The organism is Paenibacillus tundrae, assembly GCF_036884255.1.
Classification (GTDB): Bacteria; Bacillota; Bacilli; order Paenibacillales; family Paenibacillaceae; genus Paenibacillus.
In genome coordinates this window covers 2,897,879-2,914,088 of record NZ_CP145605.1, presented here as the reverse complement: position 1 = coordinate 2,914,088, position 16,210 = coordinate 2,897,879, and the positions used below count along the sequence as shown (strand labels likewise).

The window sequence follows — 16,210 nt, the reverse complement described above, 5'->3', positions numbered from 1 at the left end:
TCAATTTTAATGTAGATTCTTTTTTTAGAAATAATAATAATGAGAGCGGTTTCACCTTGCTTGCACGGCTGCACAGCTGGGATTTTCCAATGCTGACCTTCAGTACCAGTGCAGTAATCTACTCTTATCGCGAGGTGTAACCAGCATCAGCATGTATTGTCGTGCCCGTTACATAGGACGATGCATCCGATGCCAACCAGAGGCTCGCTTGTGCGATTTCATCAGGTTGTCCAAAACGATTCAGCAAGCTAAGCTGAGGAGCATATTCCTCGGCAGTAAAGCCGAATTGATCCAACGCCCCACGAAGCATCGGTGTGTCAATCGCACCTGGTGCTACTGTGTTTACGCGAATGTTATGTGGGCCATTTTCCATAGCAGCTACCTTCGTCATGCCCACGACTCCATGTTTGGCAGCAACATAAGCAATGTTATTAGGTTGAGGACGGAATCCACTCACGGAAGAGATATTAATAATTGAGCCACCATGCCCTTGTTTCAACATTTGCTGCAATTCATACTTCATACACAGAGCGGTTCCTGTTAGATCGACGGACATCAAACGATGCCAGTACGCTTCGTCAAACTCTGCGGCTGGTTTATCATCTGGTGTAAGTGCCGCATTGTTGACAGCTACATCGAGTTTACCATAAGTATCTACGGCAAACTTCACCATCGCCTGCACTTCTTCAGATTTTGAAATATCAACTTTGTAAAAAGCAGATTCGCCACCAGATGCTTGAATCGCTTCAGCTACGGCACGTCCCTTTTCTTCATTAAAATCTGCAACAATCACTTTAGCTTTGGCCTCTGCGAACAGCCTCGCTGTTGCCTCTCCCATGCCCATTGCTGCTCCTGTTACAATAGCTACTTTGCCTTCTAGTACGGGAAATGTCATTAGAATACCTCCAATTTTATTGTATTTAACCCTCTCAACTCCCAATATATAAACTATTTGAATCACCATCAATCCGTAATCTACCAGCATTTGTACGTTACTGTACATATGCATATGATTTGTACAGTAAGTTGCAGGAATAGTGATATTCGACCATACTGAATTTGAGGTGAACATACGATGACAGATTCATTGGACAAGCGTGTTCTACGCTCCAAAACCGCATTGAAAGAGACGTTTGTGCATTTGTTATTCCAAAAGCCGTTCCAGCAACTATCCATATCCGAAATTGTGCGAGAAGCTAACTATAACCGGGGAACATTTTACGCCCATTATGCCACTAAAGACGAACTGTTACACGAAGTCATTCAGGATGTATTGGATGAGTTCATTAGACAAATACAGCATCCCTATCAGTCGATTAGCAAAGTGAATTTGAAAGAAATGCAGACGGATGATATCACGTTATTTACATATCTTAAAGAGCATGCCGCTCTTTATAAATTGCTGTTAAGCGATCATATCCAGGTCGATTTTAGATACCAAATCGCGCGAGCCATAGAGAATCTATTTCTATCGGAGTATGAGTACGAACTGGAGGAAGGAACCTTAATTGACCCTAAGTGGCTGTACATCTATCGTGCGCATGGTGTCGCGGGTCTCTTGATTCGTTGGATTGAAGAAGAATTCCCCACTTCCCCGCAGTATATGAGTACTCAGATTGTGGAGCTGATGCTGTTATCCACTGAAGTTTTCCATGTGAAACGGGAGAGAACATAATTTTAAGCTTACTTCTATTTACAAAATTGGTGTCTATACCACTAATTTCTACATGATTTTTAACCTAATTATTGGGGTACTTTGATTTTGGTAATCATGATATATTTCAATTCAGAAAACGCTTTCAATCCTTTATTTGGAGGTGGTTCCTTTTTTGGACATTAAGTAAAATGTTACTTCTTGAACCTAGATACCCCGTATTTCGTTGGTTCATTCGGTAGTACACACTCATTTTCTAGAAAAGGAGATTATGATTAATGACTAAACGTAAATCTGTTCTCTCTCTTACCCTCGTCACGGCGATGATTGTATCACTTTTCTCCTCGGCCATCGCATCAGCGGCTAGTAACGAACAAGTTCAGCCTTCTGTGACTGCCGCACCTTCGAGCATTCAATCGTATGTGTCAGCGATGGAACCTGGATGGAACCTCGGTAATTCACTGGATGCCATTGGAGCAGATGAGACCGCTTGGGGTAATCCCCGCATCACCAAAGAGTTGATTCAGAATATTGCTAACCAAGGCTACAAAAGCATTCGTATCCCTGTGACCTGGCAGGCTCACATTGGAGGAGCACCTAACTACACAATTGATGCCGCTTACATGAACCGAGTGCAAGAAGTGGTAAACTGGGCGCTCGATGCCAATCTCTATGTGATGATTAATATTCATCATGATTCATGGCAATGGATCAGTTACATGGAGAATGATCGCACGAATGTTCTTGCTCGATACAATGCGGCTTGGACTCAGATCGCCAATAAGTTCAAGAACAGCTCGAACAAGCTGATGTTCGAAAGTGTCAACGAGCCTCGCTTCACTGAAGGTGGAACAACAGATCCTGCAACTTCATACCGTCTATTGGACGAGCTAAATACGTCATTCCATAACATTGTGAGAACATCTGGTGGTAACAACGCTACTCGCCCTCTCGTTCTCCCAACGTTACATACAGCTTCTAACCAAGCTGATTTGGATGCCTTATTACAGACCATTTCCAAATTAAATGATCCGAACATTATCGCTACAGTGCACTATTATGGTTTTTGGCCGTTCAGTGTAAACATTGCAGGTGTGACCAAATATAACGCTGAGGTTCAAAAAGATATTACGGACACATTTGACCGCGTCTACAATGCATTTGTAGCTAAAGGCATCCCTGTCATTGTCGGCGAATATGGCTTGCTTGGATTTGACCAGCATACCGGTGTCATTCAACAAGGTGAAAAGCTGAAATTCTTCGAATTCATTGGGCAGTACCTTCGTCAAAAGCAAATGACAACGATGTTATGGGATAATGGTCAGCATTTTGGCCGTACATCCTTCACTTGGTCTGACCAAGATCTCTATAATACGATGAAAGCAAGCTGGACTGGACGCTCTGCAACAGCAGAATCAGATCAAGTCTATCTGAAAAAAGGCGCTGCAGTACAAGATAAAACCGTAAAATTGAACCTGAATGGCAATACCTTCAACTCTCTTGTTCATGGAAATACAACCCTTGTTAAAGGGTCAGATTACACTATTAGCGGTGATGTCCTCACATTGAAGTCCAGCTTGTTAACTAGACTTACCTCTTCAGGCAACCTTGGTGTTAACGCGAAGCTCACAGCAAAATTCAACAAAGGGGCTAACTGGCATTTCAATCTTATCAAATATGACACGCCTAAATTGAACAGTACAACAGGTACTACAAGCTCATTCGCAATTCCAACAACATTCAATGGCAACCAACTTGCCACTATGGAAGCAACCTATGTCAATGGCGGTAATGCAGGGCCACAGAACTGGACATCGTTTAAAGAGTTCTCCTACACGTTCAGCCCGAATTACAATAGTAATGTAATTGAGTTGAAACAAAACTTCTTCAACGAAACCAATGATGGACAAGTCATTCTTAAGTTCCATTTCTGGAGTGGAGATATCATCACCTACAAAATCACGAAAAATGGGAACAGCGTTGTTGGCACAGCTTCCTGATCTCGACATAACCTGACTCACTTCAATTAAAAATCGTTCAATACGGCGTCCTGTCAGAGCACTTCGCTCTAACAGGGCGTTTGTGTATATTTAGACTTGTGTCACTCCTACCGTAGATGACCTTATCTGTATTTATTTTTGGATGTTTCCGATAGTTCCGAATAACGTACAAGTAGCGACTCATACCTATACTGTAATTTGGTTAGAGGAGGTAACACCATGTTTAAACGTGTCGATCGTTTGGCGATTGAGCTTCCCCTCTCAGGAAGTCCTGATCCCAACGGAGCGAGTGCTGTACAGGAACTACTGGGTGGACGATTCGGGGAAATGTCAACGCTCAACAATTACATGTTTCAATCTTTTAATTTTCGGGGAAAAACAAAGCTTCGTGCCTTCTATGACATTGTCGCAAGTATCACGGCGGAAGAATTCGGACATGTTGAATTAGTTGCCAATACGATTAATCTCATGTTAGTGGGTTCTACATCTCCGGGCGATCCAGATTCCACACCTTTACGCATCGGTAAAGATGCACGTATGACCTCCCATTTCATCGAATCTGCCCAAACCGCACTCCCATATGATTCCATGGGTAGACCTTGGAATGGTTCATATGTTGTAAGCAGTGGCAATCTGATCTTCGATCTGCTGCATAACTTTTTTCTGGAATGCGGTGCACGTACGCATAAAATGAGAGTCTACGAAATGACGGATCATCCTGCGGCTAGGGAGATGACCGGTTATTTGCTTGTCCGCGGAGGCGTACATATCTTGGCTTATGCAAAAGCACTACAGATCGCCACTGGGGTTGACGTGACTAAATTATTTCCGATTCCGAAACTCGACAATAAAGTGTTTGATACCACTCGTAAATGGGAAGCGATGGGTGAACATCGCAGGCTTTATACATTTAGCGATAAGGATTATCAGAACATCGCACAGATCTGGAAAGGTGTGCATCCTATTGATGGAGGCAAATTGGAAGCCTATGCCGGCCTACCTGGTCATAGTGGAAGCATTCCTGATCTGCCTGATCTACCCGAAGAATTCGCTCCAGGCATCTCTGCAGAAGATCTTCTGCTGATTGCTTCAAGGCTAAAACGAGAAGCGGGTCTATAGGTTGGAATAATCATCACTCTTAACATGCAAAAAGGAACCTGATAGACTCACCAGGTTCCTTCTGAATATTTCCTTATTGTGGTTCCGTAAATGTTACAACCATAATAGCTTCACCATTTGCTTGCACGCTACCCGTCATGGATGTTTCCACGCGTTCAATCGTTTCATTTCCATTTGGAATCAATACAGGTGTAATCATCGGTAGACCGGCATTCTGAATGAAATCCATATCGAATTCAATCAATAATTGTCCGGCTTTTACCACATCCCCATTGTTGACGTGCAGGGTAAAGCCTTCACCTTTGAGTCCAACCGTGTTGATCCCAATATGCACAAGCATTTGTACTCCAGTTTCATGTTCTAGAATGATTGCATGTTTGCTCTTGATCATGACATGGGCGATCGTGCCATCAAACGGTGCAACTACACGACCTTCGGATGGCTCAATAGCGATTCCTTCGCCCATATGCTTCTCTGAGAAAGCAGGATCAGGAACCTGCTCAAGATCAACCGCCGTGCCTGTCATAGGTGACAAAATGGTTAGCGATTCTACCTTTTGACGGCTGCTTGTTATCTCATTCGTATGAGTACGATCAACCTCTGATTGATCTACTGCTACTGCTGGATTCGTGCTAATCCCATTGGCACCGCCTGAATGCGTAGACGTAGCCGTTTCCACAACAGGTGCATCCTTATAACCAAAGAACCATGTCAGTGCAAATGCGATAGCCATCGCAATCAGATTGGACAGAATGTACAATGGAAGTTGGCTATTCAGGTACAGCAATGTTCCTGGAATTACGGTGACAGCCATACCTGTGCCTTGTAGGTGGAACAATGAAGCGATGAAGCCACCAACAGCTCCCCCCACAAGACCCATAATGAATGGTTTCATGTAGCGCAGATTCACACCGAAAATGGCCGGTTCTGTAATACCGAGAAATGCAGACAATGATGAAGGTAGTGCAAGTGCTTTTAACTTCATGTTCTTCGTTTTTAATCCTACAGCTAGACAAGCCGCACCCTGAGCAGCCATAGCGCAGGTTATAATGGCATTAAACGCATTAAAGCCTGTTTTCTCCAACAACTGAATTTCAAGAAAGTTGAAGATATGATGCACGCCGGTAACAACGATAATTTGATGAAAGAAACCAATGATGATTCCCGCAATACCAAACGGCAGATCCAATACAGCTGTTGTTCCCTGAAGTACCCATTCTTCAAGGGAGTGGAATACTGGCCCGATTGCAAACAATCCTAGCGTAATCATGACTGTAAGCGTAATGAACGGTGTTAGGATCAAGTCGAGCGCCTCAGGCACACGTCTGCGGAGTACCTTCTCGAACTTCGCTCCAATCAATCCCACGAAGAATGCCGGAAGCACGGAGCCTTGATACCCTACCACCGGGATAAATCCAAACATATGCAGCGGTTGTGCTGATCCATCAGCTACTGCGTAGGCATTCGGCAACGCTGGGTTAACCAACATTAGACCCAGGACGATACCGAGGACTGGACTTCCGCCGAATACACGGAATGCTGACCATGCCACCAGTGCAGGTAGAAATGCAAATGCAGTGTCCGTCAGAATTTGAGTGAACAGCAGGAAATTCGGTGAAATATCCTCTGGCGTCGCACCGAACAAGGATAAAATTTCATTTTGTGTAAGCAAGCCACGTAGACCCATGAATAGACCTGTCGCCACAAGCACAGGGATAATTGGAACAAAGACGTCACCGAACGTACGGATGCCACGTTGAAACGCATTGCCTTCCTTTTTCCCCTGACTCTTCACCTCTTCTTTGGAAGACCCTTCAATGCCAAGCTTCTCAACTTCTTCAAAAATGCGATTGACCGTACCTGTACCAAAGATAATCTGATATTGACCTGAATTAAAAAAGGCACCCTTGACCTTATCAATATTCTCAATTTGCTTCTGATCGATCTTTTCTTTGTCATTGACCATGATACGTAAACGTGTCGCACAGTGGGCAAAGGAAGCTATGTTCTCCTTGCCTCCGATGGCCTGAATGACTTCTTCGGCAATTTTTTTGTTCTCCGACATCCTTATTCATTCCTCTCAATAAATCCATATTCGCCGCCTGAGATGCCGACAGGTATCCTTCGTAATCAAAAGCGTACTTTTTGAACAGCCTCTCTAATAATTCCATTTGCTCACTTTGAACTCTGCCTTGCCTGCATGTGCAAAAAAGCGAATGCCCACACTATCTCTGCTTGGGAATATGCGGCTAGTGAATACCTCTTCCCCATCATTCACGAATATTTCCACTGAAGATGTATCAACGAACATATGAATTTTGATGATATCCCCAGATAAAGCGCAATTTCTAATATTTCCATTGTTTGAATCTAATGTAGCACCAGATAAAGAGCGATCCAGCGTCAATTGTTGTTGCAGTCGATCGTACTGTACCACGGTTTTCTCATCTTCATTGGTTCGAAACTCAATACCGAAGCGCTCCGCATCAAAATCTGTAATTTCACACTCTATCTCATACGCGATACCTTCAAAACCTGCAAAAGATCGAATCTCATCATCCATAATGACATGTAGCTGTTCAACTGTTTCAGACGCTCGCAGCTTAGCCATTTCCGCAATGGGTTGCTGAATCAGCTTCCCATCCCTCAACGTCAATTGCCGAGGAATCGTCAAACAGTGTGCCCATCCACTATCATCTGTGGGATACTCCAGATCAGGAAGCCCCATCCAGCCCACAAGAATCCGTCTACCGTCTGGTGCGTTCATCGTCTGAGGTGCATAAAAATCAAACCCTCGGTCTAGTTCCTGAAAAGCACCGTGGTTGAACACTCTTGTCTCTAGATCTAGCGGTTCACCAACAAGATATCCTGACTGATAGATATTGTTGTACAAATCCCCTTCAGGCTGAATTCCTTGAGGTGAGAAGATCAGAACCCCCTGCTCATCGATTGACATGTAGTCAGGGCATTCCCACATATAGCCGAAATTCGGGAGTTTAGTTTCAACCTCACCAAGAAATTCCCAATGCTTGAGATCTGCTGAACGATACATAACAGTACATCCCGTTTCATTCGTCCGTTGAGCTCCAATCACACAGTAATATAGCTCCCCATCTTGCCAGACCTTAGGGTCTCTATAATGTTCGGTATAACCTGAAGGTACTGAATCAATCACAGGCAGAGGCATTTTCACCACTGAACCGCTCTCATCCATAATGGCTAAGCATTGATACGGATGCCTGATCCACTCTTCATCCCTCGAGTTACCGGTGTAGAGAAGATGCAGCTTCCCATCCTTCTCAATGGCGCTGCCGGAGTATGCTCCATGTGAATCATATGGCTCCCCCGGGCTTATACCGATGCCTACATTTTCCCAATTCACAAGATCCGTTGAACGGGTATGGTACCAATATTTCATTCCATGCACGGTTCCTAGAGGGAACCACTGATAGAATAAGTGATAGTGACCTTCATAGTAGGAAAATCCGTTAGGATCATTCAGTAGTCCTGTAATGGGTTGAATATGATATTGCTGTCTCCACGGACACGCAGATATCAATGCTCTAAGCTTGTCCACTTCACCTGGTTCTGCTTGTTCTATCCGCCGATAACGCTGTTCTCTATTCATTTTCATAACCATTCCACCCTTGCGTTGTAAATCAATATGTGGCTACACACCACAAAAAATGTGCATGAACTATTTTGCACATAGGAACCGGTTCCAAAACTAACAAAAAAATAATTCCACCTGCGTTTCTCCGCCGGTGTCGATTCGATGTACTTATAAAGCAATCGAATGGAACCGGTTCGATGGAATTATCATAAAGGAACCTTTTATAGTTTGTCAACGCTTTCTCTTGGAATAATCTCTACATCAAGCACAGTCTGCTTCTCCACAACGCCGCCTTGAACGAGTCGAATAATGTGATCCGCCGCCAATTTACCCGCTTGTAAATAGTGAAATTTCACTGTTGTCAGCGTTGGGTGGATCATCTCCGTAATATCATATCCGCCAAACCCTGTAACGGACAATTCCTGTGGAATTCGTATTTTGTTGGAAAAGGCTGTTTTCATCACACCAAGCGCAATGTTATCCGTTGCTCCTACGATGATGGTCGCTTTGCGATCTCGGACAATAGCTTCTGCCGTTGCAACCGCCTCCGACATTTTAAAGCTTGTTTCATGATATGTAACTTGACATTCACCACATTCAGCAATGGCACGCTTGAAACCTTGCTTACGATGAATACCTACTGCCTGATCTCTCTCGGTAACGCCCATATATACAATGTTTCGATGGCCTTGTTGAACGATATATTTCCCCATCTCATACCCTGCTTGATCATCATTATGGACTAAACTATGGATATTCGGATGTTGTTGTCCAACTAATAGAACTGGAATACCAATCTCTTCAATAGCTTTGAGATGTGCTTCGGTTACTTCCGCGGCAAGAAGAATAATACCTGACACTTTCTGTCTAGCAAAATCATATATGCCATCAATTTCTCGTTTCATGTCCTGACTTGTATTGGCAATTAACATCTGATATTGATTGTTGCGCAATTCTTCATCAATCCCGATTAAGGTCTGTGAAGTTGCAAACGAATCAAGCCTTGGCACAACTGTTCCAATAATACTAGTTTTCTTCGCCTTCAAGCTCTGTGCAAACGTATTGGGGACATAGTTATATTGTTTGATGATCTGCTCAATCTTATGCCTTGTGTTCTCGCTAACCGACCCTCCGTTTAGGAACCGGGAGACAGTACTCTTCGCAACACCTGCCATCTGAGCAATATCAGAAATGGTTTTGTTCATATTTACCCCTTTGAATTCATTAAAATGTAAAGTAATATCTGTTCATATTATACTTCGAAGCTTCGCGTATGGCGAATCTGTTCTATACTGTTCAACTGAAGCGCGTAACACTTATCTCTTCTATGACAGAATGACCTTTAAACTTGTTTTAGTTACACATCTGTGTCATCAGGCTAAACACCAAAAGCCCAATCCATGTGAATTCATACCTTGGTATGATTACACATCAATTGGGCGTTGCTTTACGAACAATCAATATTCAGATGGGAAACACGCTCCAACCCGTCATTATAAAGGATTTGTGAATGTTGTTTACTTCCTATACCTCGATAATGATGGGAAGGATCATCGGTCTACGTTTGGTCTGAGCATAGATGTAATGACCGATCTCGTCTTTAAGCTTTCGTTTGATTACATTCCACTGGTTCACACCGGCACCCGTTAGCTCCTCCATTTTCCGAAGAACCAGCTCATGAATCTCATTCATAAACTCTTCCGAATCCTTCACAAAGACAAACCCTCTGGAAATGATCTCAGGAGAAGTAACCATATTTTTATCGGTTTTACTTAGTGTCGTCACAATAACCAGCATTCCGTCCGAAGAGAGTTGTCTCCGATCTCGCAGCACAATATTACCAACATCGCCCATGATAAGACCGTCCACAAGGCTGTTGCCCGAAGCAATCTTAGGTCCGCGTGAAGCAACGCCATCTTTGTACTGAATCATGTCCCCGTTGTTAACGATAAATACATGATCATTCTCGATTCCGACCGATTCTGCCAGCAGACGATGCTGATACAACATACGGAACTCCCCATGGACAGGGATTAAATAATCAGGTTTCATCAATGTCAGCATGAGCTTAAGCTCTTCCTGGCTTCCATGTCCGGATACATGCATGCCCGAAGCACCGCTTGAGCCATAGATCACCCGTGCACCCAGGACATACAGATTATCAATCACATGAGCAAGATCTCTTTCGTTACCCGGGATTGCCCCTGCTGCAATGATGACCGTATCTCCAGTCGCAACCCTCACATGAGGATGCTTGCCTGCTGCAAGTCTAGACAATGCCGCCATCGGTTCGCCTTGACTTCCCGTACATAACACAACGACTTGCTCAGGAGGGAATTGATCCGAGTCAATCGCTTCAATTAATAATCCATCAGGGACATCTAGGTATCCAAGTTCAGTCGCTACAGACACGACATTCACCATACTCCTGCCTAATAAAGCCAGTTTACGACCTGTTTCAAACGTAGCATTTACAATTTGCTGAACTCGGCTCACATTGGAAGCAAAAGTAGAAATAAATATTTTTTGCTTTGCACGGATAAAAGCATCTAAGATGTGGTCACCAACCACACGTTCAGAAGGTGTAAATCCCGGTCGCTCAGCATTGGTACTCTCAGATAACAGGATGTTTACGCCTTGTTTACCGATCTCACTCATGCGATGCAAATCCGGGTAAGGGCCGTTAACCGGTGACATATCGAACTTGAAATCCCCCGTATGAACGACGTTTCCTCCAGGCGTTTGAAAGAAAACACCAAGGCAATCCGGGATACTGTGACTTGTTGCAAAAAAAGAAACATCGATCTGCCCAAGCTTAATACTCGAATGTGCATCGACCGTATGCATATCCGTATTGCGGAACAGTCCGTGTTCCTTAAGCTTTAACTCGATTAGTCCTCGGGTTAAACGCGATGCATACACGGGAATATTCAGTTGTTTTAATAAATAGGGAATGCCCCCAATATGGTCTTCATGTCCATGTGTGACGACCAGCCCTCTTACCTTGTCCAAATGCTCTAATAAATACGATACATCCGGGATTATTAGATCAATACCTAATAGTGTCTCATCCGGAAACTTAGAACCACAATCAATCACGATGATATCCTGATCGTACTGTATGATGTACATATTCTTTCCAATTTCATTCACGCCGCCGAGCGCTGCAACGTACAATTTGTTGTGTGCAAGGTTCAAATCAACAGATCCTCCTCTACAATAACTGTGGTGGTTGGTCTAAACATAAGATCGAATTCATTACGCTTCTTCCTATTATGGAAGTTCTCCCTTCTCTTATACATGAGATGCTGAATTCGATGTCACAATTAAATATAGAAAAGAGCCCCTGATGAACATTGAAGTTCAACAAAGGCTCTTTCACATCTAACTTGCTAATGCTAACAAACTACACAAGCAAGGTTTGACGTTGAAGCAGTACATTTTGCTCATAATTTTTGATTTCAGTAATCCATTGTTCACGTACCGGCACACCTTGCTGAGCACAGTAATAATCCCAGATCGCGCCGAATGGATAAGATTTGAATTCTTCTGTTAACGCCAGACGCAGCGTGTAATCCCCTTTAAGTTCAGCATCCTTCAATGCTTCAATCGGTTCTAACATCGCGCGAAGCAGTGCTTTGATCGTGTTCCGCGTTCCAACCACCCATGCAGCCACCCGATTGATACTTGCGTCAAAGAAATCCAGACCGATGTGTGTTGTAGATAACAGATCATGACGCACAAGTTCACGTGCAATCTCCAGCAGCTCATCATCCATAATAACGACGTGATCACTGTCCCAGCGCATAGGGCGGCTTACATGAAGCAGAATGCCACTCGTGAACAGAGCTAACGAAGACAATTTATTCGAAATGACTTCTGTTGGATGGAAATGTCCAGCATCCAGACAGATTAATGTATCATTTTGCAAGCCGTATCCCATGTAAAACTCATGTGAACCTACCACATAAGCCTCAGAGCCTAGACCGAACAATTTGCTCTCGACTGCATCCAGATTATGCTTCGGATCAAGCTTCTCAGCAAAAACCTCATCCAGAGCGTCTTTCAACCGTTTGCGCGGAGCCATACGATCTACAGGGTTATCCTTAAAGCCATCAGGAACCCATACATTGGTCACACAGGTCTGACCTAACTGTTCTCCGAAATAAGCTCCGATGCGACGGGAAGCCTTACAATGATCAATCCAAAATTTACGAATTTCCGAATCAGGGTGACTCAACGTGAATCCATCACTTGATTTTTCATGGGAGAAGCATGTTGGATTAAAGTCTAAACCGAGCCCTTGCTCTTTAGCCCATGTAACCCAATTCTCATAATGCTTTGGCTCAATTTGATCCAACTCAACGCGTTCATCTGTATCTGCATAGATTGCATGCAAATTCACTTTATGTTTACCAGGAATGAGGGCAAAAGCTTGCTCCAAATCTGTTCGAAGTTCAGTTGGTGTCGTAGCAGCTCCAGGGTATTGACCTGTTACGGAAATTCCCCCAGTTAACTCGCCTTCTTGATTCAAGAAACCTTTAACGTCATCGCCTTGCCAACAGTGCACAGAAACTTTGATCTCTGCGAGCTTCTTCAGAACTTCATCAGTATCAATCCCGTGCTGTGCATATAGAGACTTAGCCGCTTCGTACGCTTGTTTGACTTGATTATCCATCAAGAACCCTCCCTATACTATTTGTCCATGTTCATAAGATATACGGGTTATTCAAAGTGAAACTATGAGATGATTTCTATCAATTTAACGTGTAAATGCTGCTGGAACACCGCCATCAATAGTCATCATGCATCCGGTTGTTTTCTCTGATTTGGAAGAAGCAAAGAAAGCAATACCTTCTGCGATATCTCTTGGATAGATATTAACAAGTAGCGTGGTGCGCTTACGGTAGTACTCTTCTAATTGATCCGGTTCAATGCCATACGCTGCCGCACGTTCATTTCTCCATGAACCGTTCCAGATCGCTGAGCCTTGCAGAATAGCATCTGGTAGAATCGTGTTTACACGAATGCCATACTCTCCGCCCTCAGCCGCAATACAACGAGCAAGATGCGCTTCAAGTGCTTTAGCAGAACTGTATGCAGATGCGCTTTTCCCAGCATATACCGAATTTTTGGAACCAATGAAGACCATGCTGCCCCCAATTCCTTGCTGCTTCATCAGCTTGAAGGCTTCACGAGCAACGAGGAAGTAACCTGTACCCAGGACATTCATGTTCAAGTTCCATTCCTTCAAGGATGTCTCGTCAAACGGACTGGATGTCGCTAGTCCCGCATTGTTCACAATGATGTCTACACCGCCGTATTGGATGGCAACTTCCGCATAAGCCGCTTGCACCGCCGCTTCATCGGTTACATCCATTTTAAGTGCATAAGCACGATTGGCGCCATATTGGTCATTAATCTCTTGTGCAACCTTTTGTGCACCTTCAAGATTCAGATCAGCAAGGACAACATGCGCTCCTTCGGATACGAGTCTACGTGCTGTTTCACTTCCAATGCCTCCTGCGCCTCCTGTAATAAAGGCAACTTTACGAGAGAATTCCGTTTCCGCTGGTGCAAGCGAGAGTTTGTACAGCTCAAGTGGCCAGTATTCTACATTGTAAGACTCATTGGCACTGAGAGATACGAATTGTCCGAGACTGGTTGCCCCACGCATCACGGCGATAGCTCTATGGTACAATGCTCCACTGACTTGGGAAAGCGCCCAGCTCTTACCTGTATTAATCATACCTACACCCGGAATCAAAATAACCCGTGGTGCAGCTTCGAACATCACATCGCCTTCATTTTTATTGCTCTCAAAATATTGTTGATACTGCTCTTTATACGCTGCTACGCCATCGACCAGCTTCGCTTGAAGGCCTTCAATATCATCTGCATTAGGTGTCCAATCAATAAACAATGGAACCACTTTGGTATGTACCAAATGATCCGGGCACGCTGCTCCAACTTGGGATAATTGCGGTGAGTCTGCTCCACCTACGAAGGCAAGAACGTCATCTTGATCGTCAAAGGACAAAATCATTTTTTTGCCATCCGATACTGCTCCTCGAATCGTTGGCATCACACGGGATACGATCTCACGACGAACCTCAGCCGCAAGTGCTGGATGCTTCACACCACCAAATAGGCTTGCTTCATCTACCCGTGCTTCAATGAATGCTTCTGCTTCGTTAATGATTTTGATCGTCTGTGCATAACACTCTTCTGATGTTTCTCCCCAAGTAACTAATCCATGCTTCTCCATAAGTACAAGCTCTGCATTGGGATTCGCGAATACGCTTTCAGCAATCATTTTAGACAATGTAAAACCAGGACGTACATACGGTACCCATACGAATCGGTCTCCGTAAATTTCTCTTGCTAATTCTTTTCCGTTATCTGCACAACACAAACTGATTATGGCATCTGGGTGTGTATGGTCAACATGTTTATATGGAAGGAACGCATGCAGTAGTGTCTCAATGGAAGCACGTGGGTGCTTGGAATCAATCATGCAATGTCCTAAGTACTCTACCATCTCTTCATCTGTCATCGATTCCCGTTCAATTAATGGACGAATGTCTTCAAGGGCAAGTCCTGTAAAATGCTTCGCTTGCATGGAGCCCAAGTCAGAGCCACTGCCTTTAACGTACATAACTTCGATCTCACGACCACGGAAATCCTGTACTGTCGTTTTGGTAGATGTGTTACCGCCGAAAATATTGCACACACTGCGATCAGCACCAATGAGGTTGGAGCGGTAAACCAACTGATCTAGTCCTGTTGTTTTCTCTGAAGCCTGCGCTGAATTCCATAAACTCTGTACCATTCGTTTCCCTCCGATAATGTTTGTTTTATTCCTAATCAGAGTTTAACATCTTTGTTTTGTTTTGAAAACAAAAAGATTTTAAATATAAACGGAAAAATTCAAAAACACATAGAAGTGATGATCATTTCCACCTCGAACGTAGTATGCTGTTCCTCATTTCGCACTTTAACACAAAAAAAGCACCCATCCACATCCAAAGATGCGAACAGGTACTTCTCAGGTTTAGACCTCAATCCTACTCAACGACGTCGGGCAAAATCAACAAATTTAAACTTATCAGGACGATGTCTAGATTCCGTATACTGGAACGGACTCGCATCCTCAAGATACACTTGGCTCCTCACCACAACTACGTTATGGAACCCATCCAGATCAAGCCATTTCCGATCCTCTTCCGTAGGCTCTTCAACCAATATTTCCTTCTTAGCAAACGAGATGGCGAGACCCAGCTCTCCTTCAATGTACTCGTAGATCGAGTTATTGCAGATCTCCTTACTAAGTCCTGGAACAAGCTTCTGGCTAATATAATCCTTATCCAGAATGACATGCTCCCCGTCTACATTACGTACACGCACGATCTCCCATACGTTCTCGTTCAACGCGAAGCCAATCTGCTTGAATAAGTTCTGATCTACTTCTCGATCTTCGAACACGTTCACATACGTCTTCGCACGATGGCCCATTTTTTGGGCTAACTCTTTGAAGCTCACAAGACCCGAGATAGGAAAGTCGATTTTGCGAATGTCCAATACAATAGAGCCTTTACCCTGAATCTTCTGGATGTATCCTTCTTCATACAACATTTTCAATGCTTTGCGGATGGTCTCTCTGGACGTTTGATATTGCTCAGACAGATCCAGCTCAGATGGAAGCAGTGTTCCTGCCTCAATTTCCCCTGTCCGAATATCCGCTGCGATATCCTCATAAATCCGGATAAATTTATTATTCATTCGTCATCACCACTGTTCATTACCCTTATTATTAACTTATAT

Annotated in this window: 11 protein-coding genes; 3 read left to right on the top strand and 8 right to left on the bottom strand. The window is 43.8% G+C overall.

Annotation, left to right across the window (positions count from 1 at the left end; all coding sequences use genetic code 11):
- Positions 1-124: 124 nt before the first annotated feature.
- Complete coding sequence (locus tag V6W81_RS13130; RefSeq protein ID WP_338543621.1) at positions 125-895, bottom strand: SDR family NAD(P)-dependent oxidoreductase; 771 nt, start codon at positions 893-895, stop codon at positions 125-127.
- A 180-nt stretch (positions 896-1,075) separates the two neighbouring features.
- Here V6W81_RS13130 and V6W81_RS13125 point away from each other — a divergent pair, with 180 nt between their 5' ends.
- The 3 genes from V6W81_RS13125 to V6W81_RS13115 all read left to right on the top strand — a co-directional run bounded on the left by V6W81_RS13125 (position 1,076) and on the right by V6W81_RS13115 (position 4,773).
- Positions 1,076-1,675: a TetR/AcrR family transcriptional regulator gene (locus V6W81_RS13125; protein ID WP_338543619.1), complete on the top strand. Its 600-nt coding sequence runs from the start codon at positions 1,076-1,078 to the stop codon at positions 1,673-1,675.
- 257 nt (positions 1,676-1,932) lie between these two features.
- Entirely contained in the window at positions 1,933-3,654 is a 1,722-nt protein-coding gene (locus V6W81_RS13120; RefSeq protein WP_338543617.1) for a cellulase family glycosylhydrolase, read from the top strand.
- 219 nt (positions 3,655-3,873) lie between these two features.
- Positions 3,874-4,773: a manganese catalase family protein gene (locus V6W81_RS13115; protein WP_056692131.1), complete on the top strand. Its 900-nt coding sequence runs from the start codon at positions 3,874-3,876 to the stop codon at positions 4,771-4,773.
- Between the two features lie 73 nt (positions 4,774-4,846).
- Here the strand turns inward: V6W81_RS13115 and V6W81_RS13110 are convergent, their stop codons facing one another.
- The 7 genes from V6W81_RS13110 to treR form a co-directional block, all read right to left on the bottom strand.
- Positions 4,847-6,838 (bottom strand): sucrose-specific PTS transporter subunit IIBC, encoded by a 1,992-nt coding sequence (locus V6W81_RS13110; RefSeq protein ID WP_338543615.1) that lies wholly within the window; start codon positions 6,836-6,838, stop codon positions 4,847-4,849.
- A gap of 93 nt (positions 6,839-6,931) precedes the next feature.
- Positions 6,932-8,407: a glycoside hydrolase family 32 protein gene (locus V6W81_RS13105; RefSeq protein ID WP_338543614.1), complete on the bottom strand. Its 1,476-nt coding sequence runs from the start codon at positions 8,405-8,407 to the stop codon at positions 6,932-6,934.
- A gap of 200 nt (positions 8,408-8,607) precedes the next feature.
- Positions 8,608-9,591 carry a LacI family DNA-binding transcriptional regulator gene (locus V6W81_RS13100; protein ID WP_338543613.1) on the bottom strand — a complete coding sequence of 328 codons (984 nt, stop codon included), beginning with the start codon at positions 9,589-9,591 and terminating at the stop codon, positions 8,608-8,610.
- A gap of 319 nt (positions 9,592-9,910) precedes the next feature.
- Positions 9,911-11,584 (bottom strand): ribonuclease J, encoded by a 1,674-nt coding sequence (locus V6W81_RS13095; RefSeq protein ID WP_145048593.1) that lies wholly within the window; start codon positions 11,582-11,584, stop codon positions 9,911-9,913.
- Positions 11,585-11,792: 208 nt separating this feature from the next.
- Positions 11,793-13,064, bottom strand: coding sequence for an L-rhamnose isomerase (rhaA, locus tag V6W81_RS13090; RefSeq protein WP_056692142.1), 1,272 nt, complete (start codon positions 13,062-13,064; stop codon positions 11,793-11,795).
- 84 nt (positions 13,065-13,148) lie between these two features.
- On the bottom strand, positions 13,149-15,218 hold the full coding sequence (locus tag V6W81_RS13085; RefSeq protein WP_338543610.1) for a bifunctional aldolase/short-chain dehydrogenase: 2,070 nt from the start codon (positions 15,216-15,218) through the stop codon (positions 13,149-13,151).
- 239 nt (positions 15,219-15,457) lie between these two features.
- The gene (gene treR / locus V6W81_RS13080) at positions 15,458-16,168 is read right to left on the bottom strand and encodes a trehalose operon repressor (protein ID WP_056692148.1); all 711 of its coding nucleotides are present in this window, start codon (positions 16,166-16,168) and stop codon (positions 15,458-15,460) included.
- Positions 16,169-16,210 lie beyond the last annotated feature (42 nt).